20 protein-coding genes, 2 tRNA genes and 1 pseudogene are annotated in these 25,057 nt (G+C 73.3%); 16 read left to right on the plus strand and 7 right to left on the minus strand.

The annotated features are described in order from the left end of the window. The 5 genes and pseudogenes from FM076_RS11810 to FM076_RS11830 form a co-directional block, all read left to right on the plus strand. A pseudogene (locus tag FM076_RS11810) lies at positions 1 to 869 on the plus strand (hypothetical protein); the annotation flags it as partial. Further along, positions 869 to 2,404 (plus strand): hypothetical protein, encoded by a 1,536-nt coding sequence (locus FM076_RS11815; protein WP_173870105.1) that lies wholly within the window; start codon positions 869 to 871, stop codon positions 2,402 to 2,404. The pseudogene FM076_RS11810 and the gene FM076_RS11815, both read left to right, overlap by 1 nt. Positions 2,405 to 2,421: 17 nt before the next feature. Next, positions 2,422 to 3,846 (plus strand): AAA domain-containing protein, encoded by a 1,425-nt coding sequence (locus FM076_RS11820; protein ID WP_180218250.1) that lies wholly within the window; start codon positions 2,422 to 2,424, stop codon positions 3,844 to 3,846. A gap of 102 nt (positions 3,847 to 3,948) precedes the next feature. Further along, positions 3,949 to 4,356 carry a hypothetical protein gene (locus FM076_RS11825; protein ID WP_173870107.1) on the plus strand — a complete coding sequence of 136 codons (408 nt, stop codon included), beginning with the start codon at positions 3,949 to 3,951 and terminating at the stop codon, positions 4,354 to 4,356. A 197-nt stretch (positions 4,357 to 4,553) separates the two neighbouring features. Beyond that, positions 4,554 to 4,627: transfer RNA gene (locus FM076_RS11830), tRNA-Lys, on the plus strand. Between the two features lie 65 nt (positions 4,628 to 4,692). On the opposite strand, the gene FM076_RS11835 is transcribed toward FM076_RS11830, so the two are convergent. Continuing rightward, positions 4,693 to 5,898 (minus strand): M6 family metalloprotease domain-containing protein, encoded by a 1,206-nt coding sequence (locus FM076_RS11835; protein ID WP_173870109.1) that lies wholly within the window; start codon positions 5,896 to 5,898, stop codon positions 4,693 to 4,695. A 460-nt stretch (positions 5,899 to 6,358) separates the two neighbouring features. On the opposite strand from FM076_RS11835, the gene FM076_RS11840 reads away from it, so the two are divergent. Continuing rightward, positions 6,359 to 8,257, plus strand: coding sequence for an EAL domain-containing protein (locus FM076_RS11840; protein WP_173870110.1), 1,899 nt, complete (start codon positions 6,359 to 6,361; stop codon positions 8,255 to 8,257). Here FM076_RS11840 and FM076_RS11845 read toward each other — a convergent pair. The 3 genes from FM076_RS11845 to FM076_RS11855 form a co-directional block, all read right to left on the minus strand. After that, positions 8,161 to 9,360 carry an LLM class flavin-dependent oxidoreductase gene (locus FM076_RS11845; RefSeq protein WP_345944959.1) on the minus strand — a complete coding sequence of 400 codons (1,200 nt, stop codon included), beginning with the start codon at positions 9,358 to 9,360 and terminating at the stop codon, positions 8,161 to 8,163. The two genes, FM076_RS11840 and FM076_RS11845, sit on opposite strands and share 97 nt — an antisense overlap. A gap of 255 nt (positions 9,361 to 9,615) precedes the next feature. Beyond that, positions 9,616 to 10,347 (minus strand): maleate cis-trans isomerase family protein, encoded by a 732-nt coding sequence (locus tag FM076_RS11850; RefSeq protein WP_173870112.1) that lies wholly within the window; start codon positions 10,345 to 10,347, stop codon positions 9,616 to 9,618. A 335-nt stretch (positions 10,348 to 10,682) separates the two neighbouring features. Further along, a complete protein-coding gene (locus FM076_RS11855; protein WP_173870114.1) occupies positions 10,683 to 11,654 on the minus strand; it encodes a maleate cis-trans isomerase family protein in 972 nt (323 codons plus the stop codon). 236 nt (positions 11,655 to 11,890) lie between these two features. Here FM076_RS11855 and FM076_RS11860 point away from each other — a divergent pair, with 236 nt between their 5' ends. Together FM076_RS11860 and FM076_RS11865 are read left to right on the plus strand one after the other, a co-directional pair. After that, positions 11,891 to 12,904, plus strand: a complete 1,014-nt coding sequence (locus FM076_RS11860) for a D-2-hydroxyacid dehydrogenase (RefSeq protein WP_173870116.1) — start codon at positions 11,891 to 11,893, stop codon at positions 12,902 to 12,904. Between the two features lie 117 nt (positions 12,905 to 13,021). After that, positions 13,022 to 14,434 (plus strand): amidase, encoded by a 1,413-nt coding sequence (locus FM076_RS11865; protein ID WP_173870118.1) that lies wholly within the window; start codon positions 13,022 to 13,024, stop codon positions 14,432 to 14,434. Positions 14,435 to 14,557: 123 nt separating this feature from the next. On the opposite strand, the gene FM076_RS11870 is transcribed toward FM076_RS11865, so the two are convergent. After that, positions 14,558 to 15,079, minus strand: a complete 522-nt coding sequence (locus FM076_RS11870; RefSeq protein ID WP_173870120.1) for a DUF3830 family protein — start codon at positions 15,077 to 15,079, stop codon at positions 14,558 to 14,560. A gap of 133 nt (positions 15,080 to 15,212) precedes the next feature. On the opposite strand from FM076_RS11870, the gene ehuB reads away from it, so the two are divergent. From ehuB to FM076_RS11895, 5 genes are all read left to right on the plus strand, one after another. Continuing rightward, a complete protein-coding gene (ehuB, locus tag FM076_RS11875; RefSeq protein ID WP_173870121.1) occupies positions 15,213 to 16,139 on the plus strand; it encodes an ectoine/hydroxyectoine ABC transporter substrate-binding protein EhuB in 927 nt (308 codons plus the stop codon). Beyond that, complete coding sequence (gene ehuC / locus FM076_RS11880) at positions 16,136 to 16,882, plus strand: ectoine/hydroxyectoine ABC transporter permease subunit EhuC (protein WP_173870123.1); 747 nt, start codon at positions 16,136 to 16,138, stop codon at positions 16,880 to 16,882. The genes ehuB and ehuC overlap by 4 nt, the downstream gene beginning before the upstream one ends. Then, the gene (gene ehuD, locus FM076_RS11885; protein WP_173870125.1) at positions 16,882 to 17,532 is read left to right on the plus strand and encodes an ectoine/hydroxyectoine ABC transporter permease subunit EhuD; all 651 of its coding nucleotides are present in this window, start codon (positions 16,882 to 16,884) and stop codon (positions 17,530 to 17,532) included. Before ehuC ends, ehuD begins: the two co-directional genes overlap by 1 nt. Beyond that, a complete protein-coding gene (gene ehuA / locus FM076_RS11890; RefSeq protein ID WP_173870127.1) occupies positions 17,522 to 18,346 on the plus strand; it encodes an ectoine/hydroxyectoine ABC transporter ATP-binding protein EhuA in 825 nt (274 codons plus the stop codon). The genes ehuD and ehuA overlap by 11 nt, the downstream gene beginning before the upstream one ends. 208 nt (positions 18,347 to 18,554) lie before the next feature. Beyond that, positions 18,555 to 19,346, plus strand: a complete 792-nt coding sequence (locus tag FM076_RS11895; protein WP_345944961.1) for an IclR family transcriptional regulator — start codon at positions 18,555 to 18,557, stop codon at positions 19,344 to 19,346. A gap of 100 nt (positions 19,347 to 19,446) precedes the next feature. Here the strand turns inward: FM076_RS11895 and FM076_RS11900 are convergent. After that, positions 19,447 to 19,520, minus strand: a tRNA-Lys gene (locus tag FM076_RS11900). 162 nt (positions 19,521 to 19,682) lie between these two features. Continuing rightward, the gene (locus FM076_RS11905; protein ID WP_173870132.1) at positions 19,683 to 20,693 is read right to left on the minus strand and encodes a DUF3533 domain-containing protein; all 1,011 of its coding nucleotides are present in this window, start codon (positions 20,691 to 20,693) and stop codon (positions 19,683 to 19,685) included. Positions 20,694 to 20,853: 160 nt separating this feature from the next. Here FM076_RS11905 and FM076_RS11910 point away from each other — a divergent pair, with 160 nt between their 5' ends. The 3 genes from FM076_RS11910 to FM076_RS11920 form a co-directional block, all read left to right on the plus strand. After that, positions 20,854 to 21,975 (plus strand): winged helix DNA-binding domain-containing protein, encoded by a 1,122-nt coding sequence (locus tag FM076_RS11910; protein WP_173870134.1) that lies wholly within the window; start codon positions 20,854 to 20,856, stop codon positions 21,973 to 21,975. Positions 21,976 to 22,013: 38 nt separating this feature from the next. Then, positions 22,014 to 22,847, plus strand: a complete 834-nt coding sequence (locus tag FM076_RS11915; RefSeq protein ID WP_345944962.1) for a FadR/GntR family transcriptional regulator — start codon at positions 22,014 to 22,016, stop codon at positions 22,845 to 22,847. A gap of 254 nt (positions 22,848 to 23,101) precedes the next feature. Continuing rightward, on the plus strand, positions 23,102 to 25,057 hold a 1,956-nt coding region (locus FM076_RS11920; protein ID WP_243274436.1), incomplete at its 3' end, for a glycosyltransferase family 2 protein.

Raw genomic sequence — 25,057 nt, forward strand, 5'->3', positions numbered from 1 at the left:
AGGCGCGGGTGAAGGCGGACGGCGGCGAGGTGCTGCTCGCGCTGCTGTGCGAGCAGCTGGGCGAGGCCCCTCCCGAGCCGGGCGAGGTCGCCGTCCCCGACCTGACCGCCGACGGCCCGGCCGGACGCGCCACCCGCACCCGGCTGGCGCTGGAGCAGGCCGGCGAGGGCTGGGCCCTGCTCGACCACCCGCTGCTGACGCTCCAGGTGGCGGGCTCGACGGCGTACCTGGAGCCGGACGCGCTGGCGGTCCACCCGGACGGCTCGGTCAGCGTCATCGAGATCAAGTCCTTCCCGATCCTGGACGGCACGGCCGACCCGGTGAAGGCCGGTGCGGCGGCCCGGCAGGCGGCGGTCTACGCGCTGGCCCTGCGCGGCGGCCGCACCGTGCGGGAGAACGCGCTGCTGGTGTGCCCGAAGGACTTCTCCAACCTGCCCACCGCCGGGCTGCTCCCGCTGCGCAAGCAGGTCGCCGCCACCGAGCGCCAGCTGCGGCGGCTGACCCGGGTGGAGGAGATCGCCGCCGAGCTGCCGGAGGGGGTGCACTTCGCCCCCACGCAGGAGCCCGCCGCGCTGCTGTCGGCCGTCGAGTCGGTGCCCGCCGCCTACGCGCCGGAGTGCCTGTCCACCTGCGAGCTGGCCTTCCACTGCCGCGACCGGGCCCGTGCGGCGGGCTCCGTGGTGGCGCTGGGCCGCTCCGTGCGGGGCGAGCTGGGCGGGCTGGCCACCGTCGGGGACGTCCTCGCGGCGGCCTGTGGCGACCCGGACAGCGCGGTGGCCCAGGACCCGGCCGCGGCGGCACTGCGCAGGGCGGCCACCCTGCGCGCGGAGGCGCTGGAGACCGCCGCCGCGCGCGGGGAGGGGGACTGATGTCGCTCCTGCACGCGCTGGCGCGGATGGAGGCCGCCGCCTGCGGGCGCGCACGCCCGGTGGCGACCGTACGCCACCGGCACCTGGCAGAACACCCGCTCGTCCTCGTCCCGTTGACCACGGCGGGCGAGAACGGCGCGCCGCTGGGCGTGATGCTGGGCACCGACCCGGCCGCGCCCGTGACCCTCACCGTCCCCCAGCCGCGCGACCGCGACCTGCGGTTCGCGTTCCTCGGGCGGCTCGCCGAGGCGCTGCTGCCGCACCTGGAGTCCTGCCAGGACGAGGTGGAGCTGGTCGAGCGCAAGGAGACCGACCCGGAGACCGGCAAGCGCGTCACCGTCGAGGCCGAGCTGTGCACCGACGCGCCGCAGCTGCTGGTGCCCACCGGGCCCGGCGCCGACTTCGTACGGCTGCTCGGGCGCTCGATGCGCTTCCGCCGCACCGCCGAGGAGGACCCGGACGCGGAGCACCCGGCACCGCCCCGGGTGCCGCTGCTGGGCCGCTGGCTGACCCATTACGGGGAGCGCGCCCGGGTGCCGGGCTCCTCCCTCCTGATGTCCATGACCGGGCTGCTGACCCGGCACTGGGCGACCGGGCAGAGCCAGCTGGAGGACCAGCACCTGGGGGCGCTGCTGGCGTGGCTGGCGCCGCCGGAGGGGATGAGCGGGGCCGAGGCGGCGCTGCGCGCGGAACTCGGCCGGGACGAGAGGGGCCAGCTGCTGGTGCCCCCGGCCGGGCCGGCGACCGACCCCGCGTTCGACAACCAGCTGCTCGCCCCCGCCATCGCCCGCTACGACCGCGGCGAGCCGGGCGCCGAGGAGGCCGTGCGCGAGCTGGTCGCCTCCCAGCTGCGTCCCACCTGGGAGGCCATGTGGCAGGGGGTCGAGCTGCTGCGGGCCCTGCCCGAGGCGGCGCACGTGCCCGACCGGTGGCGGCGCGACCGCCAGTCCTACACCCACCACCGGGACCGGCTGCGCGCCGCCGAGCCGCCCCAGCCGCGCCGGGACGACGCGGTGACGGCGGCCCGCAAGCTCGCCATGCGCGAGCAGCGCCAGGCCGAGCTGGACGCGCAGGAGGCGCTGGACGACCCGCTGGTGATGGCCGTGCGGCGGCTGGCGGGCGAGGCGTTCCTGGCCGAGGTGCTGGAGGTGGAGATGGCGTACGCGGAGGGCAAGCGCCCCTCCCCCCGCCCGCTGGTGACGGTGCACACCCAGGACGTGCCGCTGCTGTCCGACGGGGACAAGCTGCACCGGCGGCTGCCCGAGGGCGGGCAGCAGCGCGCCGAGCTGGCGGAGATGGCCGGCCCGGGCGAGTACGTGCTGCGGCTGGTGAACGGGATGGGGCGGGGCAGGGAGCCCGCGCCCGGGACGGTGCCGGAGAAGGGCGACCTGGTGTGCTGGACGCTCTTCGAGCACGCCCCGCGCGGCGGCCCCGGGCTGCCCGAACCGGAGGAGACCCCCTGGACACACGGCGGCCCGCCCGGTGAACCCGGCGCGGAGCTGCCCGACCCGGTGACCTCGGAGGACGTACTGTGACAGCGAGCGTGCGGGCCCTGGGCGAGGCGGCGGACGGCAAGGCGTCCACGGGAGGGGCGGCCGGGGCCGCGGCCCCCGCCCGGGCGGCCGCGGCGGCCACCGAGGCGATCCTGGCCGACGCGCTGGAGGGCACGCACCGGGGCGTGGTCGTCGACTCGCCGCCCGGCGCGGGCAAGTCCACCCTCGTGGTGCGCGCCGCCCGCGAGCTGGCCGCCGCGGGGCATCCGCTGATGGTCATCGCGCAGACGAACGCGCAGGTGGACGACCTGGTGGACCGGCTGGCGACGGCCGACCCCGAGCTGCCCGTGGGGCGGCTGCACAGCAGCGAGCCCAGGCCCTACGACCCGGTGCTGGAGCGGCACCCGGCGGTGCGGACCTCGGCGAAGCCGGCCGATCTGGCCGGAATGGACGTGGTGGTCTCCACGGCGGCCAAGTGGGCGTGGGTCAGCACCGAGGAGCCCTGGCGGCACGCCATCGTCGACGAGGCGTACCAGATGCGCTCGGACGCGCTGCTGGCCGTCGCGGGGCTGTTCGAGCGGGCGCTGTTCGTCGGCGACCCGGGGCAGCTGGACCCGTTCAGCCAGGTCGGCGCCGACCAGTGGGCGGGCCAGGCCCACGACCCCTCGGCCAGCGCCGTCAGCACGCTGCTGGCGCACAATCCCGGGCTGCCCCAGCACCGGCTGCCGGTCTCCTGGCGGCTGCCGTACTCGGCGGCGGAGCTGGTCTCCCGGGCGTTCTACCCCTACACACCGTTCCGCAGCGGCACCGGCCCGGGCGAGCGCCGCCTCACCTTCGCGGCCCCCGCCGACGGCTCGCCCGTGGACGCCGTCCTCGACGAGGCGGCGGCCTCCGGCTGGGGCCTGCTGGAGCTGCCCGCGGCCCGTACGCCGCGCACCGACCCCGAGGCGGTAGCGGCGGTGGCCCGTCTGGTGCACCGGATGCGGGAGCGCGCGGGCACCACCCGCGGCGAGCGGGACGCCCCCGGCGGGGCGGGCACGCCGCTGGGCCCCGACCGGATCGCGGTGGGTACGGCCCACCGGGACCAGGCGGCGGCGGTCCGGGCAGCGCTGGCCGATCTCGCCCCGGCCGGGGGAACGGCGGGCGAGGGAGCGGCGGGCGGGGGCGCCGCCGCGCGGGTCACCGTCGATACGGCCAACCGGCTCCAGGGCCGCGAGTTCGATGTGACCGTCGTGCTCCACCCGCTCTCCGGGCGGCCCGACGCGACCGCCTTCCACCTGGAGACCGGACGGCTGTGCGTCCTGGCCTCCCGGCACCGGCACGCCTGCGTGGTGGTGTGCCGGGCGGGCGTCGCCGAGCTGCTGGACGAGCACCCGGCGACCGAGCCCGTCCAGCTGGGCGCCGCCACCCCCGCGCCCGACGGCTGGGAGGCGCACCAGGCGGTGCTCGCCCACCTCGCGGAGCACCGCGTCCCGGCGGGCTGAGCCCCGGCCGCCCCGCCCGGCGGGGCTCCGTGTGACCGGTGCGGTGGCGGGGGTACCGGGCGCACAATGGGGGGCGGCCCACGACCTTGGAGGTATCCCCACATGGCTGAGCCGCACCCGGCTCCCGACCCCTCGCACTCCTCCGGCGCGGGGAGCGGCGGCGGTGCCCCGCGTCACCGCCGTCCCGCACCGCTGCTGTTCGAGCCGTCCGAGGCGGCACCCGACGACGAGCACTTCTTCGGGCTCGAATCGCTCACCGACCCCCAGGAGCTGCTGGACCGCTCCACGGAGCTGGTGCACGCCTTCCGGGCCGCCGCCGACCGGGCGCAGGAGTACCAGGCAGCGGCGGCGGCCCAGCTCGCCGACCCCAAGCGCTTCGACAAGCTGCCGGACGCGGCGATCGCGGACCGCGGCGGCTGGAGCGAGGAGTACGCCCGCAAGATGATCGAGTTCGGCAAGGACCTGCTGAAGGACCGCGTGCCGGGCACGCGTCCGCCGGGCCGGGAGTGAGGCCGGTCGGCCTTGCGGGGCGGTCGGCCTTGCGGGGCGGGCGGCCGCGCGGCGCGCCGGGAGCGTGCCCGCCCGCGGGGGCCTGGCGGGCGGGTCCCGCGCAGGTGGGGTCCCGCGCAGGTGGGGCGGCGATTGGCGCCGGGAATATCGATTTCCGGTTCACCGGATCGTGGTGTTAAGGTCTACGACGTCAGCAGGCGCCGCTAGCTCAGTTGGTTAGAGCAGCTGACTCTTAATCAGCGGGTCCGGGGTTCGAGTCCCTGGCGGCGCACAGACAACCGGAGGCCCCTCGCGGAAGCGAGGGGCCTCCGGCGTTCTCCGGCCCTCGGCGGAGGGTCAGCCGCGGGTGAGCTCCACCTCCCAGTCGCCGTCCGCCGTGCGGCCCGTGACCTGGACACGGACGCGGTCGCGGGCGTCGGACCAGCTCTCCCCCACGCCGAGGGGAGCGTCGGCGAGCCGGCTGTGGACGGAGGTCTCCCGGCAGCGGGAGGTCGCGGGGTGGCCGTCGGCCACCTCGACCGGCCCGTGGGTGGAGGCCGTGTCGCTGCTGACGCGGTAGAGCAGCAGGCCCTCGGCGCACGCGCCCCGGTCGTTGCCCGTGCGCTCGCGGACCTCCATCACCAGGGCGCGGTACTCGCCGGTCCTGAGCACCACGAGCCGCACCCCGTCGGGGCGCCCGGCGCCGCGCCCGGGGGCTGCTCGCGCCGGGGCGGCCAGCGGCCGCAGGGTGTGGCGGGAGCGCGGCGGCGCGTCGCCGCCGGCGGGTACGCAGGCGACGTTGGCCCGGGTGAGCCAGCCGAGCTTCCACTTGTGCCAGCCGAACGGCTCGGGGGCGAGTCCGAACTGGCTGCCCATGAGGTCCCAGTCACCGACGCGGGTGTCCCAGTCGGCCTTGCCGTCGCCGGGGCGCTGGTAGAGGTCGGGCAGGTCGAAGAGGTGGCCGGTCTCGTGGGCGAGGACGTTGCGGTCGGGTGGACTCTGCTCGAACACGGTGACGAGGCGGCCGAGTGCGGTGCCGTCTGCGGTGATCGGATCATCGAGGTTGACCACTTTTGTCGCATCCGAGTCCACGCCGGGAGCATCGGGGTCCGCGACGAGATAGATGACGTCGTAGCGGCTGTAGTCGAGGTAGCGGTCGGCGGCGGCCACCGCATCGCGCAGATAGGAATTGCGCAGGTCAGCGTCCCAGTCACGGCGTATGTCGTAGGCCGTGGCGGGCTTGGGCATCTCGATCCAGCGGTCCACCGGGCGCGGTCGCAGCCGGAACTTTCCGTAACTCGCGCGCGCGAAGAAGTCCGATGTCGCAGGGAAATGGTCGTTCACAAGCTCTCGAGGGGTGGCCATCGGGGCCGCATCGGGGAAAGAGAGAAAGAGAAGGGCGGCGTCGAGCGTCCCCTCGGGACGCGGATAGGAGGCGTTCCAGGTGTCCAAACCCAGTGAGTGGTGCGCGTCGGTGCGCGGCAGAGCGCATGCAGTGGCCGCCGCAACGGAAGACGCGGGGCCGGCGACGAGCCCGACGACCATGAAGGCCGTCAGTGCCATGAAGACCGCTCCGACCCGGTGCCGGGTGCCCGGGACCAGCCGTCTTCCGCCGCCTCCCGGGAGGCCCGGGGCAGCTTCGTTGACACCCCCGGGTACCGACGCAGGCGCCACGTGGAGACCTCACCGGAAGAGGACAACCGTTCCCTCCCCACCCTCCTGGCATATGTCCGGCTGTGCCCCGTTTCGCTAGGCCGGACGTGTCACACCTATATGACTACGGTACGTAACGCTCGGTCGTTAGCGGTCAGGGCTCTGCCAGCACCGGGGCAGAAACGGTCAGCCTCGCGCGCACACCCCCTCCCGGGCCGCTCCGACGACCGGCAGCGGCAGCGGAGACACTGGCTCCGCTCCGGCGCCAACCTCTATGATCGGCACATTTCCAGCGCGGATCCTCCCCTGGGCGGCCTACGGGCAGCCGGCCGACCGATCCGCACGAGACGAGCCCCCCGCGGAGCGATCGGTGAACGGACCCCTCGAAGGACCGGGCAAAGACTCCGGCGAAGCCCTCGTAACGCAACCCCAGACCATCACGGAAAGTAGCCACAAGCGCTGGCGACGGCGCGCACACCACGGGCACAACGAGAGCGACTTCCGGGCCGCCTTCCACGCGGCGCAGCTGCCGATGGCCATCGTCGACCCCCACGGCCGCGTCCTGACGGCCAACCGCGCGCTGGGCGCCCTGCTCGGCGCCGATCCGCGCCGGCTGACCGCGCGCCCCATCGCCGAACTGGCGGGCCTGGGGCTGGACGGGCGGGTGCGCAGCGCCTACCACGAGGCCCTCCAGGGCCGCGCGGACCGGATGTCGTGCACCCGCAGGCTCAAGCACGCCGACGGGCACACGCTCTGGGCCGAGATCACCGTGACCCCGACCGCGCAGGGCGGCGAGGCCCTGCTCTCGATCGCGGACATCAGCGAGAGGCGCGACCTCCAGGAGCGGCTGCGTCACCTCCAGATGCACGACCCGGTCACCCGGCTGCCCAACCGCACCCTGTTCTTCGAACGACTGGCCGGGGCGCTGGCCGACTCGGCCACCGGCCGGACCGGCCTGTGCTATCTGGACCTGGACGGCTTCAAGGCCGTCAACGACACCCTCGGGCACCGCGTCGGCGACAGCCTGCTGGACGCGGTCGCCCAGCGGCTCACCCAGTGCGCCGAGGCGGGCAGCGCGGACGACGGCGGGCATCTGGTGGCGCGGCTGGGCGGCGACGAGTTCGCGCTGCTGGTCGAGTCGTCCACCGGCACCGAGCAGCTCACCCAGCTCGCCCAGTCGGTGCTCGCCGCGCTCCAGCGGCCGTTCGACCTGGCCGGGCAGCGGCTGGCCGTCTCGGCCAGCATCGGCGTCGTCGAACGCGAGACGGCGGGCACCACGCCCACCGAGCTGATGCAGGCGGCCGACACCACGCTGTACTGGGCCAAGGCCGACGGCAAGGCGCGCTGGACGCTGTTCGACCCCGAGCGCAACGCCCACCGGATGACCCGGCAGGCCCTCTCCTCCACGCTGCGCCGCGCGGTGGAGCGCGGCGAGTTCGTGCTGGAGTACCAGCCGATCGTCGGCTTCGCCGACGACCTGCTGCGCGGGGTGGAGGCGCTGGTGCGCTGGCACCACCCGCAGTTCGGGACGCTCGGCCCGGACCGGTTCATCGGGCTGGCCGAGGAGAACGGCGCCATCGTGCCGCTGGGCCGCTGGGTGCTCCAGGAGTCCTGCCGCCAGGCCCGGCGCTGGATGCGGGAGCACCCGGGGCCGCCGCTGTACGTGAGCGTGAACGTGGCGGTGCGCCAGGTGTGGGACTCCGACCTGGTGCGCGACGTCGCCGACATCCTGGAGGAGACCGGGCTGCCCCCTCATCTGCTCCAGCTGGAGCTGACCGAGTCGGCGGTCATGGGCTCGGCCGGCCGCCCCCTCCAGGCGCTCCAGGCGCTCTCGGAAATGGGCGTGCGCATCGCCATCGACGACTTCGGCACCGGCTACTCGAACCTGGCCTATCTGAGCCGCCTCCCGGTGCGCGCCCTCAAGCTGGACGGCACCTTCGTGCGCGGCTTCCGCACCGCCCGCCACCAGAACCCGGCGGACGAGACGATCGTGACGGCGCTGGTCCAGCTCGCGCACAAGCTGGGCCTGACCGTCACGGCCGAGTGCGTGGAGGGTCCGGCGCAGGCCGAGCGGCTGCGCCGGATCGGGTGCGACACGGGCCAGGGCTGGCACTACGCCAAGCCGATGGAGGCGGACCGTATCGCCGAGCTGCTGGCCTGGTCCTCGGTGTCTCAGATGCCCGCCGCGCCGGCGGTCCCCGAGGCGCCCCCGGCCCCGCCGCCGGCGTCCTCGGCGTCTTCGGCCTCCTCGGCGGCGGGCAGCGCGTAGGCGTCGGCGATCAGTTCCAGGGAGCGGACCCGGGCGTGAGGCGTGTGCGCGTTCGCGGTGAGCATCAGCTCGTCGGCGCCGGTCCGCTTCACCAGGGCGTCCAGCCCCTCCCGTACGGCGTCGGGCGTGCCGTAGGTGACATTGGCCAGCCAGCTGTCCACGAAGTCGCGCTCCACGGGGCTGTAGGGGTGGCTCTCCGCCTCCTCGGGCGTGGGGATCAGCCCCGGGCGCCCGGTGCGCAGCCGCACCATCGACAGCGCACCGGTCAGCACCTGGCGGTACGCCTCCTTCTCGTCCTCGGCGGCCAGCGCGGCGGCGCCGATCAGCGCGTACGGCTCGTCCAGCACCGCCGAGGGGCGGAAGGTCTCGCGGTACAGCTCCAGGGCCGGCAGCGTGTTGGCGGCCGAGAAGTGGTGCGCGAACGCGAACGGGAGCCCGAGCTGCCCCGCCAGCTGCGCGCTGAACCCGGAGGAGCCCAGCAGCCAGACCGGCGGCCGGTGCGCCGCGGCCCGCGCCTCGCTCCCCTCGGCCTGTACGGGACCGGGGACGGCGTGGATGCGGGCGTAGCGGTGGCCGTCGGGGAAGTCGTCGTCCAGGAACCGGATCAGCTCCGCGAGCTGTTGCGGGAAGTCCTCGGCGCCCTCGCGCAGCCGCTCGGTGCGGCGCAGCGCGGCGGCCGTCGCCCCGTCGGTGCCCGGCGCGCGGCCCAGCCCCAGATCGACGCGGCCCGGCGCCAGCGCCTCCAGCGTGCCGAACTGCTCGGCGATCACCAGGGGCGCGTGGTTGGGCAGCATCACACCGCCGGAGCCGAGCCGGATCCGGCGGGTGTGCGCGGCCAGGTGCGCCAGGATGACGGCCGGCGAGGAGCTGGCGACACCGGGCATGGAGTGGTGCTCGGCCACCCAGTAGCGGGTGAAGCCGCGGGCGTCCGCACGGGCGGCCATCCTGGTCGAGGCGGCCAGCGCGTCGCCCGCCGTGTACCCCCTGCCCACGTTGACCAGGTCGAGCACGGAGAGGGGTACGGGGGCCCCGCCCCGCGCCTCGCCCCGGATTCCGGCACCCCGGTGTCCGCTGCCCTGTGCGTCCTCGCCTGCCTGGCTCACGATGGCCCGCCTTCCTCGTCCGTACGGATCCGCGGGCCGCCGCCCCGGCAACCGGGTGCACGGCCCACGGGTCGGTACAACACGCCGGGGCGCCGCCGTCTTCCCGGCCGGCCGGACGACGGACGGACGCGGACCGGGCCGGCGTCGGGAGGGGCGGTGGTGGGCGCCGGGCGGCACGGCGGCCGGTGAGCAGGATCACCGCACCGCCGTACCGTCCGGTCGGTCAGGCCCGTCTGGCCCGTCGCCGGACCGTCGTCAGGCGAAGAGGGTGCCCAGTGCGGGGCAGCGGACCTTGACGTCCAGCAGCCGCAGCCCCTCCTTGGCCGTGACCTGGTTCGCCGTCAGCACGGGCTTGCCCAGCTCCGCCTCCAGGGCGGGGATCCAGGCGGCGGTGTGCAGGGCCGTGTCCGGGAGGAGCACCGCCTGTGCCTCGGGGTGGTCGCCGCCGCGGGCCAGGGCGAGGACCTCCTCCTCGCCCCAGGTGCCCACCTCGGCGGCGGTGATGATGCCGCTGCCGCGCATGGCGACGACCTCGGTGCCCGCGGCCTTGAGGAAACCCGTGAACAGCTCCGCGACGTCCTCCGGGTAGGTCGCGGCGATGCTGACCCGCTCGACGCCCAGGTCGCGTACCGCGTGGGCGAAGGCGAAGGAGGTGCTGGAGGCGGGCAGGCCCGCCGTCTCCGCCAGCTCCCGGACCTGCCGGTGCGCGCCGTCCCAGCCGAAGACGAAGCTGGCGCTGGTGCAGGCCCACACGACCGCCTGGATGCCGTGGCCCTTGACCTCCTCCACCTTGGCCGCGAGGCGGTGCGCCGACCCCATCTCCAGCAGGGCGTCGACCCGGTGGGCGTCCTCGCCGATGTCGGTGTGCACCAGCGGCAGCCGCACCTCGGCGCCCGCCTCGGCGAGGATCCGCTCCAGCCTGGGGTAGTCGTCCTCGGCCGAGTAGCCGGGGTAGAGAAAACCGACCGCCGGTGCCTCCTGTGCCATCTACGCCTCCTGTGCGTGTGGGGGTGTGCGGGGTGGGGGTGTGTGCGGGGTGGGGACGTGCGGATGAGGGCGTGCGAGGGACGTACGCGTTGGGGGGCACGGGGTCCGGACGGGTGCCGGGCAGGGCGCAGGGCGGAACGCACCGCCCGGACGAGGACCGACCGCACCGCCCGGACGGCCGCCCCGACGGGACGGCCCCCGAACGCGGACCGACCGCGCGACGGGACCGGCCCCGCGAAGGGCACCGGCCACCCGACGGGACGGGCCGGCCACCGGACGCCGACCGGCCGCCCGGCAACGTCGGCCGCCCGACGGAAGGGGCCGCCCGGCGGGGGTCAGGCGGGGGGCTGGGCGCCGCCGCCCCGTTCCTCGGGGTGCGCGGGCTGGCCGTATCCCAGGTCGGGGGAGCCCTCCAGCGGCTCCCCCGACTCCGTGCCGGCGCCCGCGAGCGCCGCCTCCGGCTCGTGGTCGACCGGCTGCTCGCCGGGCTCGACCAGCCCGTCCGTCTCGTGGGCGAGCGGCTGGGTCAGGGAGGTGCCCGGGGAGGACGTCATGGCGGCCGGGCCGCGCCGGGCCACCGGGTCGAGCAGCGCCTGGTAGGGGCCGACGGCCTGTTTGCCGAGCGCGCGCAGCGCCGCCCACATGGTGACCTGGTTGGCCGAGAGCACCGGCATCCGCAGCTCCGCCTCCAACTGCGGAATCACGTCGTAGGTCGGGAGGTTGGTGCAGGAGATGAACAGCGCGTCGGGCGCGTCCACCACCGCCTCGCGGGCCATGTCGACCACGTCCCGGTAGGGCACCCGCCAGATGTGCCGGGTCAGGCCGAGGTAGCAGCGCCCTGTGATGCCGATGCCGGCCTCGTCCAGGTACTCCTCCAGGGAGTCGGTCACCGACTTGGTGTAGGGCGTGACGAGGGCGATGCGCCGTGCGCCGATCTCCCGCAGGGCGTCCAGGAGGGCGCCGGAGGTGGTGAGCGCCGGCACGTCACCGGCGTCCTCCATGGCCGCCGTCATGGCGCGTTCGCCCGCCGTGCCTCCCACGAAACTGCCGGACGTGCACGCGTAGGCCACCACTTCGGGGGCCACCGCGCTCAGTGCCCGTACCGCCTCGCGAAGCGTCTCGTGCTCGCTGACCAGGCGGGCCAGGTCGAGGCTGACCTCGACGGGGACGAAGGGGGTGCGGGTCAGATGCAAGGACACGTCGTCCGGCACCCAGCGCCAGAGTTCGCGGTCCAGTGCGAAGTCGAAGGGAGCGACGATTCCCACGCCGCGCTGCGGCAGCGGTCCGCCGAGGAAGGAGACGTCCATTTTCGTACCCCAAAGAACGGAGGGGAAGGCTCATGGCCAGAAGGCCCCTGAGTCAAGGGAAGTCAGAGGAAAAGCAAAGCCGGTCAGAAGCCGGGACGCCGGGGCAGAGGTCTTTGTTGACGAAGGTAGTTTCCGCTCCCTACCGTGGTCAATCCCGCCATTGAGGCTGGTTCCCGTCCCGCATCGGCTCACCTCCCCAGCCAACCGTCCCTGCGTTTCGAAACGGTTTCCTGCCTATGTCCGAAACCTGCCTCCTTGTCCTCGACGCCGAGCCGCTGCCGCGGCTCGACCGGCTGGCGGGGCGAGCGCGTGTCGTCCACGCCGACGAGAAGACGCTCGCCGAACAACTCCCCACCGCCGACGTGCTGTTGGTCTGGGACTTTCTCTCCGACGCGGTCCGCGAGGCGTGGCCGGGTGAGGGGCCGCGACCGCGCTGGGTGCACACTCCCAGCGCCGGAGTGGACCGGCTGCTCCCGGAACTGGCCGACGGGCGCGACACGGTCATCACGAATGCCCGGGGCGTCTTCGACCGCCCCATTGCCGAATACGTGCTGGGGCTCGTGCTGGCCATGGCCAAGGATTTTCGTGGCAGCTGGGAATTGCAACGGCAGCGGCGCTGGCGGCACCGGGAGACATTCCGGGTCGCCGGAACTCGGGCGACGGTCGTCGGTTCGGGACCGATCGGCCGGGAAATCGGGCGCGCCCTGCTGGCACTCGGTGTCGGAGTGGACCTCGTCGGGCGGACGGCCCGGGACACCGACCCCGAATTCGGGCGTGTCCACGGCACCGGCTCCCTGCCCGACCTGGTGGGCGACGCGGACTGGGTCGTGTGCGTGGCGCCGCTGACGCGGCAGTCCACCGGGATGTTCGACGCCGCGCTGTTTGCGCGCATGAAGCCCGAAGCGCACTTCGTGAACGTCGGCCGCGGCCAGCACGTGGTCGAGGACGACCTGGTGGACGCGCTGCTCACCCACCGCATCAGGGGCGCGGCGCTGGACGTCTTCGCCGAGGAGCCCCTCCCCGCCGACAGCCGGCTGTGGGACGTCCCCGGCCTGCTGATCTCACCGCACATGTCCGGCGACACGGTCGGCTGGCGTGACGACCTGGCCGCACAGTTCCTGGACAACTTCGACCGCTGGGAGGCCGGCGAGCCGCTGCTCAACGTCGTCGACAAGCGGCTGGGCTACGTTCCCACCACGCCCGCGGCGCCCGCCGCGGGACCGGCACCCTCCACGGGCGCCACCGGCTGACACCGGGGCACCCGCGTACGGCCCTGGGGCCGCATCCGGGCCGGGGCCGCGGCCGGCCCGGGTCCTTCGTTCGGGGCGGCCCCGTCCGGGCCGCCCGGTCTCTCGGGAGGTTTCGTCATGTCCGATCTCACCGCCCTGACCGCCACCCAGCTCGTGGCGGGTTACGAAGCGGGGGACTTCACGCCCGTGGAGGTCACCCGTGCGGCGCTGGAGCGCGCGGCGGCGGCGCAGGAGCGGCTCAACGCCTTCACGCGCATCGACCGGGAGACAGCGCTGCGGCAGGCCGAGGAGGCGACCGGGCGGTGGCGGCGCGGGGAGCCGGCCGGCCCCGTGGACGGGGTGCCGGTGACCGTGAAGGACATCCTGCTTCAGCGCGGCGGCCCCACTCTCAAGGGCTCGTGGGCCGTGTCCGCCGAGGGGCCGTGGGACGAGGACGCGCCGTCGGTGGCCCGCCTGCGGGAGAGCGGCGCGGTGTTCCTCGGCAAGACCACCACCCCCGAGTTCGGGTGGAAGGGCGTCACCGACAGCCCCCGGCACGGGGTGACCGGCAACCCGCACGCGCCGGACCGCACCGCGGGCGGGTCCAGCGGCGGCAGCGCCGCGGCCGTCGCGGCGGGCGCCGGTCCGCTGTCGCTGGGCACGGACGGCGGCGGCTCCGTGCGCATCCCCGCCGCTTTCTGCGGCATCTTCGCGCTGAAGCCCACCTACGGGCGGGTGCCGATCTATCCGGCGAGCGCCTTCGGGACGCTCGCCCACGTGGGCCCCATGACGCGGGACGCGGAGGACGCGGCGCTGCTCATGGACGTGATCAGCGCGCCCGACCCGCGCGACTGGTCCCATCTGGGGCCGGTGCCGCACAGCTTCCGGGGCGCGCTCGCGGCCGGCGCCGAGGGGGTGCGGGGGCTGCGCGTCGCCTACTGCCCCGACTTCGGCGGCCGGGTCGCCGTGGAGCCCGGAGTCGCCGCCGCGGTGCGCGAGGGGGTCTCGCTGCTGGAGGAGCTGGGCGCCGTCGTGGAGGAGGCGGACCCCGGCTTCGCCGATCCCGTCGAGTCCTTCCACACCCTGTGGTTCAGCGGGGCGGCGCGGGTGACCCAGGACTTCACCCCGGAGCAGCGCGAGAGCCTGGATCCCGGGCTGCGGGAGATCTGCGAGGAGGGTGCCGCGCGCAGCGCCCTGGACTACCTGGCGGCCGTGGACGAGCGCATGGCGCTGGGCAAGCTGATGGGCGCCTTCCACGAGCGGTACGACCTGCTGGTGACGCCCGCCATGCCGCTCACCGCCTTCGAGGCGGGGGTGGAGGTGCCCCGCGGGTCGTCGCTGACGCGGTGGACCGGGTGGACGCCCTTCTCCTACCCGTTCAACATGACGCAGCAGCCCGCCGCGTCCGTCCCGTGCGGGGCGGACGGCGCGGGGCTGCCGGTGGGGCTGCAACTGGTCGGGCCCCGGCACGCGGACGCGCTCGTGCTGAGCGCGGCGCACGCCCTGTACGAGGCGGGCATCGCCGCGCGGGTGCCCTCCGCGCTGGGCTGAGCCCGGACCGTCCGCGCGGGCGCGGGCCGGGTCGCCGCGGGGCCGGGTCGCGGCCCGTACACGGGCGCCGCACAGGCCGGGCACCGGGGTCCGGCCTGTGCGGCGCGCTGTGCGGCTGTGCGCTTACGCGCGGCGGAAGTTGAGGGTCTCCCCCAGCGCACCGGCGCGCCACAGGTCCTGGCACGCCTCCGCCATGCGGTCGAGTCCGTCGACGACCTGCCCCCACACGATGCCGGGCACCCATCCGGCGTCCCCGTTGATCAGCAGGTTGTTGCGCTCGTAGAAGAGCGCGAGGTCCACGACGGTGGTGCGGCCCGCGTGCGCGGCCTGCGCCCCCTGCTGTTCGGCCGCGGCCTCGTACCCGTAGGACGAGGTCGCCAGCTGTGTCTGGGTGAAGGTGAAATAGCAGAGGTCACCGGGGATGGGGGTAATGGTGGGATTTTCCAGTGGCGGTTCCTCCGGTGCGAAGGGCGGAATGAGGGCGTAGATCTCGTTGCGCGCGTACTTCGCGTGGTAGACGTCGCCGCCCAGCGGCAGCGCGTTCCACACGGCGGCGCAGGTGAGCGGAGCACGGTCGTCGAGCAGCTTTGCCGTGCAGCTGACTCCGCGCTTGTCCAACGAGACTTCAATGAAGCGATCGGCCATCGTGCCTCCGCACCAGGTGAGCGTGTTGCGCAATTACACGCCAATGGTGGCGCAGAACACGGCCTTGTCGCGACCCCATCACGGGCTGAAAATGATCTGCATATCTTCAGCTTGTCTGGGTAGCCGCGCGCCCATGGCTCCACCACAGAGGAACAACACCACTCGTGCCGGGAGACGTTTGAGCCGTCGGTCGCTGCTCGCCGGAGCGGCGTCCTTGGGTGCGGTGAGTGCGCTCGGGGCGACGACCGCGTGCAGTCGGGTGTCCAGCGCGGACACCGGGAACGGGGGAGATCTGCTGGAACGGCTGAAGGCCCAGGGCACGGTGAAGCTCGGCCTCGCCGGTGAACAGCCCTACAGCTACATCGACAAGGACGGCGAACTGACCGGGAGTTCCCCCGCGATCGCCCGGATCATCTTCGAACGGCTCGGCGTCGGGGACGTCCAGCCCTTCCCGACCGAGTTCAACTCGCTGATCCCGGGCCTCAACTCGCAGCAGTTCGACGTGGTCGCGGCCGGGATGTACATCACGCCCGAGCGCTGCGAGCAGGTGCTGTTCGCGGACCCGGAGTACGAGATGCGGGACGCCTTCATCGTGCGCAAGGGCAACCCGAAGAACCTGCGCAGCTACACCGACATCAAGAAGGCCGGCGCGAAGATGGCGACCGGGACCGGCTACGCGGAAATCGCGTACGCCGCTGAGGCCGGCATCAAGGAGTCGGAAATTCTGCTGCTGCCGGACCAGCTGGCCGGACTGCTGGCCGTCGAACAGGGCCGGTGCGACGTTTTCGCCGGTACGGCGGTAACCGTGCGCAACGTCGTCAGGCAGACGAAGAGCCGAAAGGCGGAGTACACGGAGGCATTCACTCCGAAGCTGGACGGAAAGCCCGATCTGGGCACCGGCGCGTTCGCGTTCCGGAAGACCGAGACCACGCTGCGCGACGCCTTCAACCGCGAACTCCAGAAGATGAAGAAGAGCGGCGAACTGCTCCGCGTCATGAAGCCGTTCGGCTTCCTGGCCGAGGAGATGACGACGATGACCGCCAAGGAGCGTTGCAAATGACGAACCTTACCGCGGGATTGTGGGAGCTGCTCTTCAAGGGCCTCTGGGTCACCGTCCAGCTGACCGTCTTCAGTGCCGCGCTGGGCGCCGCGGTGGCTTTCGTGGTGGGGGTGGCCCGGACCAACAGGCTCTGGATCGTCCGCTTCCTCTCCGGCCTCTACATGGAGATATTCCGGGGCACCTCGGCACTGGTGCTGATGTTCTGGATGTTCTTCGTGCTGCCGGTCGCGTTCGGCTGGCAACTGGTGCCGATGTGGGCCGCGGTGCTCGCCCTCGGCCTCTCCTACGGCGCGTACGGCTCGGAGATCGTGCGCGGCGCGCTGGCCGCCGTCGCCCCGGCCCAGCAGGAGGCCGGTATCGCGCTGGGCTTCTCGCCCTGGCAGCGGCTCGTCAAGATCAAGCTGCCGCAGGCGTGGCCGGAGATGATCCCGCCCGCCAACAACCTGCTGATCGAGCTGCTCAAGGGCACCGCGCTGGTGTCCGTGCTGGGCGTCGGCGACATCACCTTCGGGGCCGCGCTGGTGCGCAACGCGCTCGGCGAGAGCGCCCCGGTCTACACGATCATCCTGGTCATGTACTTCGTCCTGGCCTTCCTGCTGACGCGGGTGATGCGCGCGGTGGAGCGCAAGGCCAAGGCGGGGATCGGCCAGGCACCTGAGAAGGGCGGGGGCGTGCTGCGCAAGCTCACCATCAGGCAGCAGACGGAGATCTCTCGCGACTTCTCAAGAGCGGGAGGTGCCTGATGGAATGGGACTGGTCCGCTGTCGGTGACTTCATGCCGCGCTTCTGGGACGGCGTCGTCGTCACCCTGGAGGCGCTGGCGCTCGGCTCGCTGATCGCCTTCGCGCTGGGCCTGCTGTGGGCCATGGCGCAGCGCTCCGGCCTGAAGGCGGTGCGCTGGCCGGTCACGGCCGTCACCGAGTTCGTCCGCAACACCCCGCTGCTGGTGCAGCTGTTCTTCCTCTTCTACGTGCTGCCGGAGTGGGGCGTCACGCTCTCCGCGCTGACCACCGGCGTCATCGGGCTCGGCCTGCACTACTCGACGTACACCGCCGAGGTCTACCGCGCCGGTATCGAGGCGGTGCCCGCCGGCCAGTGGGAGGCGGCGACCGCGCTGAGCCTGCCGCGTACCCGCACCTGGGGGGCGGTCATCCTGCCGCAGGCGATCCGCCGCGTGGTGCCCGCGCTGGGCAACTACGTGATCGCGATGCTGAAGGACTCGCCGATGATCGCCACGATCGGGGCGCTGGAGATGCTCGGCCAGGCGCGGCAGTTCACCGCGACCAGCTTCCAGCCGACCGAGCCGATCACGGTCATCGGCATCGCCTTCATCCTCATCGCCTACCCGGCATCCCTGCTTACGCGAGCCCTGGAGCGTCGTCTTGTCCGTTGAGAACACACCGAGCACCGCCGCCAAGGAGGCCGGGAACCCGGCCGTCGACGGCAGCGAGCTGATCAGATTCGACAACGTCACCAAGCGCTACGGCAGCAACGTGGTGCTGGACAACCTCTGCTTCGACGTGGCGTCCGGCAAGCACGTCACGCTCATCGGCCCCTCGGGGTCGGGCAAGACGACGATCCTGCGGCTGCTGATGACGCTGGTGACCCCCGACGAGGGCACCATCAAGGTGGCGGGCGAGTACCTGTCCCACGAGGAGAGGAACGGCAAGCTGGTGCGCGCGGGCGAGAAGCACTCGCGCGAGGTGCGCAAGAAGATCGGCATGGTCTTCCAGCAGTTCAACCTCTTCCCCAACATGAAGGTGCTGCGCAACATCACCGAGGCGCCGGTGCACGTGCTGGGGCTGTCCAAGGACGAGGCGGAGCAGCGCGCCCGCGATCTGCTGGAGCTGGTCGGGCTGACCGACCACCTGGACAAGTACCCCAGCCAGCTGTCCGGCGGCCAGCAGCAGCGGGTGGCCATCGCGCGGGCGCTGGCGATGCGCCCCCAGGTGCTGCTGCTGGACGAGGTGACCTCGGCGCTGGACCCGGAGCTGGTGGCCGGTGTGCTGGACGTGCTGCGGGACATCGCCCACTCCACGGACATCACCATGCTGTGCGTCACGCACGAGATGAACTTCGCGCGCGACATCTCCGACGACGTGCTGATGTTCGACGCCGGGCGGGTCATCGAGTCCGGTTCGCCGGAGAAGATCTTCACCGACCCGGAGCACGAGCGGACCAGGGAGTTCCTCAGCGCCGTGCTGTGAGGGGCCGGCGGGCCCCCGCCCCCTGTGCGCCCTGGGCGCGCAGGGGGCGCGTCGAAGGGCGCACCGAGGGGCGCATTCAGCCCGGTGGCATATGCCGATAGCAGCAACAGCCCCGTCCTCGGACGGGGCCGACCGCTATCGTGGACGTATCACCGTGACCGCACGGAGCGGAGGCGGTGCAAACGGTCACAACCCCAGGGGGGACACCGTGGCGCTACTCCAACCATCCGACGGCCCGCCCGAGGAGTCCGGACGGGAGCCCGTCACGCCCTTCGGCTCCGTACGGTACGCACTGCGGGTGCTGGAGTCCGCCGCCCGGCACCGGGACGGCGTCCGCGAGGAGACGCTCTCCCGCGAGGCGGAGCTGCCGCGCATCCACCTGGACCACCTGCTGCGGATGCTCTGCCGCGAGGGCTATCTGGCCCGCCTGGAGGACGACACGTACGTCGTCGGGGACGCGCTCGTCCTGATGGGCTCGGGCGTGGAGCGGGCCAAGGCGCTGCGCGAGCGGTTGCAGCACACCCTGGGCGAGCTGCGGGACGCGGTGGGTGCCGCCGTCTACTTCGGCCGCTACCGGGACGGGGAGCTGGAGAACCCGCAGGTCGCCGACGGCCCCACCACCCCGGCCATCAACCAGTGGGTGGACTTCCGCTCGGCCGCGCACGCGACCGCGCTCGGCAAGTGCCTGCTCAGCCAGCTCGACCACGACAAGCGCCTGGACCACCTCACCCGGCACAAGACGCCGCGCCTCACCTCGCGGACGATCACCGACAAGCGGCTGCTCCTCGACTCCCTCGACCGCCAGCCGGCGACGGTCCCGGTGCTGGACCTCCAGGAGTACGCCGTGGGCACGGTCTGCGCGGCCGTCCCGGTCACGGCGGGCTCCGCGGTGAGCTGCCTCGCGCTCTCGCTGCCCGTCGCCGAGGCGTACCGGCTGCGCAGAGCGGCCGAGATGCTGAGCGAACGGGCGGCGCCGGTGATGCTGTCGCTGGCGCTGTGAGACGTCCCACCCCGGGAAGGGGGGAACCGGCGCGGAGCCGGGCGGATACGGCGAAAAGCTGCGGCCCCCTTGGTGACCAAGGGGGCCGCAGCCTGTGAGGTACGCCGCCAGGGACTCGAACCCCGGACCCGCTGATTAAGAGTCAGCTGCTCTAACCAACTGAGCTAGCGGCGCCCCGTCCGCCGGATCTCCCGGCCGACGACAGAAATACTACCCCCTCCGCGGGGGTGCTCGTGACCATCCGGGGGCGGCGGCGCGGTGGGTGAGCAGGGTCGCACGCTCGGTCAGGGAGGCCCCTGGGAGGGGCCTCCGGGAGGGGCTTCCCGGAGGGGTCTCTCACAGCGGAAGGCTCATGCTCGGCTCCCGGCGCCGGAAGGAGCCGAGCATGAGCAGCGCGGCGCCCGCCACGGCCCACAGGGCCAGCACGAGCAGCGGCACGCCGAGGCCGTTGCCGGAGAAGTAGACGATGTTGCGTACCGCCGTGGTGCCCGCGCCGGTGGGGATCCAGTCGCCGATGGCCCGCCAGAACGAGGGGATCAGATGCTTCTGGAAGGCGCCGCCGGCGCTGGGGTTGCCCAGCACGACGAAGATCACGACGGCGATCCCGATGCCGACGATCCCGAAGAACGCCTCCAGTGCCATCGTGCACGCGGCCGTCCCGAAGACCAGCAGCGCGCCCAGCCACCACAGCTCGACGAAGTGGCCCCGCAGCGCGTGCAGCACCGGGTCGACGATGATCGCGCCGCCCAGCCCGGACAGCACCGAGTAGACCGCCACCCCCGCCAGCCGCAGCGCCCCCTGGGAGAGCCGGGCGGGGCGGGTGCCGGCGACCACGCCCAGCAGCGAGGCCAGCAGATAGCCGCCCACCAGCCAGCCGACGATCAGGTAGAAGGCGGTCAGGCTCTCGTAGTCCTGCTGCCCCGAGGAGGTCACGTCCACCACCTTCAGCCGCCTGTCCTGCGCGGCGGCCACCTGCTCCCCGACCCGGCGCAGCGCCTGGGCCTGCGGGCCGCCCGCGGCGGACGCCGTCAGCAGCGTGTCCCGGTCGCCGCGGGGGTTCATCAGGTACGCGCCCTCGGCCTTCCGCTGCTGGATGCGCTCGCGCGCCTCCCGCTCGCTCTTCACCACGGTGGGCGCGACCGGGTGTCCGGGCAGCGCGTCGATCCGGTCGGCGGCCTGCCGCGGCGCGACGACGGCCACCGGGATGCCCTGCGGGTCCGGGTTGTGGAAGGAGCCGATGTAGGAGAGCAGGAAGCCGAGTTGGACGAGCAGGACACCGACGACGAGCGCGAGGGTGCCGGGGGTGAGCGCGGCGCGGGCTCCGGCCGGCGAGGTGGAGTTGTGCATGGGCCCAATTCCCTTGAGGGTGTCCGTGAGGGGTATCCCTGGCGGTGATTTCCCCATCCATACCGCATCGCCCGGTTCATCCCCCACTGTTGGGATCCCGGGCGCGCCGTGGTGCGTCGTCGCGTGGCGGCGCGCCCCCGGGTGTACGAGACTCGTGCACATGCCCGCACTCCTGACGCGTCCGGCGCTCAACCGCGCCCTGCTCGCCCGTCAATTCCTCCTCGAACGCGCCCGGATGCCGGTGGCGGCGGCGGTCGAGCACCTGGTCGGCCTCCAGGCCCAGGCGCCCAGGCCGCCGTACTTCGCGCTGTGGAGCCGGATCGCCGACTTCGACCCGGCCGAGCTGTCCCGGCTGCTGGAGAGCCGCGAGCTGGTGCGGCTCAGCGTGATGCGGGGCACGGTGCACCTGGTCGGCGCGGCCGACGCCCTCCAGTTGCGCGCGCTGACCCAGCCGCTGCACGTCGGCGCGCTGCGCGGCTCGTACGCCAAGAAGCTGGGCGGCGAGGACCCGTGGCGGGTGGCCGAGGCCGCGCGGGACCTGCTCGCCGCCGAGCCGCTGACCACCGCGCAGCTCGGTGAGCGCCTCCAGGAGCGGTGGCCTGGCCTGGAGCCGCGCGCCCTGGCGATGACGGCGCGCTACCTGCTGGCGCTGGTGCAGCTGCCGCCGCGCGGGCTGTGGGGGCGCTCGGGGCAGCCGGTGGTGGACACCGTCGAGCGGTGGCTGGGGCGGCCGGTGGCGGCCGAGCCGTGCGTGGAGACGGTGGTGCTGCGGTACCTGGGCGCCTTCGGCCCGGCCTCCGTACGGGACGCGCAGACCTGGTCCGGGCTCACGCGGCTGGCCGAGGTGCTGGAGCGGCTCCGGCCCCAACTGCGGGTCTTCACCGACGAGGCGGGCCGCGAACTGTTCGACCTGCCCGAGGCGCCCCGCCCCGATCCCGGCCTCCCGGCGCCCGTCCGGTTCCTGGCCGAGTACGACAGCGTGGTCCTCTCGCACGCCGACCGCTCCCGCCTCATGGACGAGCCCGTCCGCCGCGCGCTGGCCACCAGGAACGGGCAGGTGCCCGGCACGTTCCTGGTGGACGGCCGGGTGCGCGGCGTCTGGAAGGTGCGGACCGGCGGCCGGGCGGCGACGCTGGCGCTGACCCCGTTCGAGGAACTGGACGACGAGGCGGAGCGGGCCCTGACCGAGGAGGGCGAGCGCCTGCTGGCCTTCGCGACGGACGGGCGCCCCGGCCCGCGCGAGGTCACCGTCACCGCGCCGCGTCCGGCCGGGCCCGCGTAGGCTGAACGGCCGGGAGGCGGGCGAAGGAGGCCGTTGAGGTGCACAGCCGGGGCAGGCTCGGACGGATCCAGGACCGGATCAAGAAGCTCATCATCGAGGAACGGCTGGCGCCCGGTGCCCCGATGCCGACGGAGACGGAGCTGATGGAGCGGCTGGAGGTGAGCCGCAACTCGGTGCGGGAGGCGCTCAAGGCGCTCCAGGCCATGGGGATCGTGGAGATCCGGCACGGCTTCGGCACCTACGTCGGCTCGATGTCCATGGCGCCCATGACCGAGGGCCTCTCCTTCCGCACCGTCGCGGGGCACTACCGCGGCGAGGACAGCCTGCGCCAACTGCTGGAGCTGCGCGAGGCGGTGGAGACGGGGCTGATGGCCCGGCTGGTGGCCGAGCACGGCAGCCGTCGGGCGCCGGAGCACGACGACGGCGCGCGGGAGGGTGACGGCCCGCGGGAGGGCACGGGGGCGGACCGGCTGGCCGAACTGGAGGCGCTGGTCGAGCGGATGCGCGCGGAGGCGGAGGCCGGCGAGGTCCGCGCCGAGACGGACCGCGCCTTCCACTCGGCGCTCTACGCGGGCCTGGGCAACGGGCTGTTGAGCGAGGTGCTGGACGCGTTCTGGGACGCCTTCCACCGGGTGCGCACGGATCTGGCCGAATTGCGCGTCGACCCGAGGGTGACCTGGCGGCAGCACGCGGAGATCCTGGCGGCCGTCCGGTCCGGCGATGTCCGACGCGCGGAAGAGGCCGTTCGCGACCACTTCGGGAACATCCGTGAACGACTCCGTTCGACGGCCCCCGAGAGCACCACGCGGCAGCCACGTTTTGATGACTCATCCATCACATCTGCCGCGTCCATAACGCCACAACAGCGCTAAACCGCCCCTATCGGTCTTGCGTTCATGTGACAAGTCCGACAACCTGACGTGCGGTCACCGATCGGCCGTGCCGCGTGGGGGAACGCGGCAGCGAGGGGAACGCCGGATCGGGCGGCCACCGCGCACCAGCGAACCGGCCGTCACCGTCATTCCGCACCCGACGGCCGCAGCATGCCGCGCCCGGACGCACGGGGGACGAAGGACGCGGACCAGCACAAGGGCACGCAGCGCGCTGCGTGCGGGGGGAAGGTCTCATGACGACGCCGCCGACGGGTTCCCGGCAGCCGCGGTCGGCTCCGTTCGAGAGCCAGGACCCGACGCAGACGGCGAGGCTGCGCATACCCAGACCCCCCAGGACCCCCTCCCCGCACCCCTGGGAACGGGCGGCGCCCCGCTACGACTACGAGCACTACAGCCGCCTGGCCGGACCCCTCACCCAGCCGGAGCCGGGCAGGCCCTACCGCGTGCGGTACCGCAGCCTGCTGGCCGACGAGCCGCACCGGTTCCGGGCCGGCTTCCTGCTGTGCCTGGCCCCGCTGCTGTCCGCCGGGCTGCTGGTGTGGCTGATGCAGCCCGCCCACTGGACCCGGCGCGACGCGGGCGAGGTCTCCGGCCTGGTGCTCAAGCTCGACGTCGTCATGCTGGTCTCCATCGGGCTGATCGAGCTGTTCCGCACCCTGAACGTCATATCCAACGCGCACGCCACCCTGGTGGCCCGCGACCCGATACCCGTGGTGCCCGAGGCCGGCACCCGCGTCGCCTTCCTCACCTCGTTCGTGCCCGGCAAGGAGCCGATCGAGATGGTCACCAGGACCCTGGAGGCGGCCGTCCGGGTACGGCACCGCGGCACCCTGCACGTCTGGCTGCTCGACGAGGGCGACGACCCCGAGGTCAAGCAGGTCTGCCACCGCCTGGGGGTGCGCCACTTCTCCCGCAAGGGCGTCGCCAGGTGGAACACCGACAAGGGCGCCTTCCGCGCCAGGACCAAGCACGGCAACTACAACGCCTGGCTGGACGCCCACGGCGACGACTACGACTTCTTCGCCGGCGTCGACACCGACCACGTCCCCCTCCCCAACTACCTGGAGCGGATGCTCGGTTACTTCCGCGACCCGGACGTCGGCTTCGTCATCGGCCCGCAGGTCTACGGCAACTACGACAACTTCGTCACCAAGGCCGCCGAGAGCCAGCAGTTCCTCTTCCACGCCCTCATCCAGCGCGCCGGCAACCGCTACGACGCGCCCATGTTCGTCGGCACCAGCAACGCCGTGCGCATCACGGCGCTGAAGTCCATCGGCGGCCTCTACGACTCCATCACGGAGGACATGGCCACCGGTTTCGAGATGCACCGCCACCGCAACCCGGCCACCGGCAACAAGTGGCGCTCCGTCTACACCCCCGACGTGCTCGCCGTCGGCGAGGGGCCGGCCGCCTGGACCGACTTCTTCACCCAGCAACTGCGCTGGTCACGCGGCACCTACGAGACGATCCTCGGCCAGTACTGGCGCGGCTTCGGCACCATGCCGCTCGGCAAGCTCTTCAACTACACGATGCTGATGATCTTCTATCCGATCTCGGCACTCAACTGGATCCTCGCCGCGCTCTCCTGCGCCCTCTTCCTCGGCATGGGCGCCTCCGGCGTGCAGATCGACCCCGCGGTGTGGATGGCGCTGTACGGCAACGCCACCGCCCTCCAGATCGGGCTGTACATCTGGAACCGGCGGCACAACGTCTCCCCGCACGAGCCGGAGGGGTCCGGCGGGCTGGCGGGCATGCTGATGTCGGCGCTGTCCGCACCGATCTACGCGCGCTCCCTCTTCGACACCGTGCTGCGGCGCAAGAGCAAGTTCGTCGTCACGCCCAAGGGCGACTCCGCCAGCCCCGACACCCTCTTCGGCACCTTCCGGGTGCACCTGTTCTTCATCGCCGTCTTCGGCGGCTCCCTCGTCGGCTCGCTGTTCCTGGGCCACGACCACCCGGCCATGCTCACCTGGGCCGCGCTCGCCCTGCTGATCACGGCGGCGCCGATCATCGGCTGGCGCGTCACCGTCCGGGCGGAGAAGAAGCGCCGCAGGAGCCGGCGGCGCGCCCGCCGAGCGGCCCGGGACACCGCCGTCCGCCGCCCCCGGGCCGCCACCCCCGCACCCGGCGACGCCCACGGGACCGGCCCCGTACACGGCGGCTCCCCCGGCCCCGCGTACGGCGGTGAC

The organism is Streptomyces albus subsp. chlorinus, assembly GCF_013302895.1.
GTDB classification, from domain to species: Bacteria; Actinomycetota; Actinomycetes; order Streptomycetales; family Streptomycetaceae; genus Streptomyces; species Streptomyces chlorinus.

Bases quoted from the DNA above. Each gene is read 5' to 3' on its own strand.
- FM076_RS11815 (WP_173870105.1), top strand. From the start codon at position 869: ATGTCGCTCCTGCACGCGCTGGCGCGGATGGAGGCCGCCGCCTGCGGG.
- FM076_RS11825 (WP_173870107.1), top strand. From the start codon at position 3,949: ATGGCTGAGCCGCACCCGGCTCCCGACCCCTCGCACTCCTCCGGCGCG.
- FM076_RS11835 (WP_173870109.1), bottom strand. From the start codon at position 5,898: ATGGCACTGACGGCCTTCATGGTCGTCGGGCTCGTCGCCGGCCCCGCG.
- FM076_RS11850 (WP_173870112.1), bottom strand. From the start codon at position 10,347: ATGGCACAGGAGGCACCGGCGGTCGGTTTTCTCTACCCCGGCTACTCG.
- FM076_RS11855 (WP_173870114.1), bottom strand. From the start codon at position 11,654: ATGGACGTCTCCTTCCTCGGCGGACCGCTGCCGCAGCGCGGCGTGGGA.
- FM076_RS11860 (WP_173870116.1), top strand. From the start codon at position 11,891: ATGTCCGAAACCTGCCTCCTTGTCCTCGACGCCGAGCCGCTGCCGCGG.
- FM076_RS11865 (WP_173870118.1), top strand. From the start codon at position 13,022: ATGTCCGATCTCACCGCCCTGACCGCCACCCAGCTCGTGGCGGGTTAC.
- FM076_RS11870 (WP_173870120.1), bottom strand. From the start codon at position 15,079: ATGGCCGATCGCTTCATTGAAGTCTCGTTGGACAAGCGCGGAGTCAGC.
- ehuB (WP_173870121.1), top strand. From the start codon at position 15,213: ATGGCTCCACCACAGAGGAACAACACCACTCGTGCCGGGAGACGTTTG.
- ehuC (WP_173870123.1), top strand. From the start codon at position 16,136: ATGACGAACCTTACCGCGGGATTGTGGGAGCTGCTCTTCAAGGGCCTC.
- ehuD (WP_173870125.1), top strand. From the start codon at position 16,882: ATGGAATGGGACTGGTCCGCTGTCGGTGACTTCATGCCGCGCTTCTGG.
- FM076_RS11905 (WP_173870132.1), bottom strand. From the start codon at position 20,693: ATGCACAACTCCACCTCGCCGGCCGGAGCCCGCGCCGCGCTCACCCCC.
- FM076_RS11910 (WP_173870134.1), top strand. From the start codon at position 20,854: ATGCCCGCACTCCTGACGCGTCCGGCGCTCAACCGCGCCCTGCTCGCC.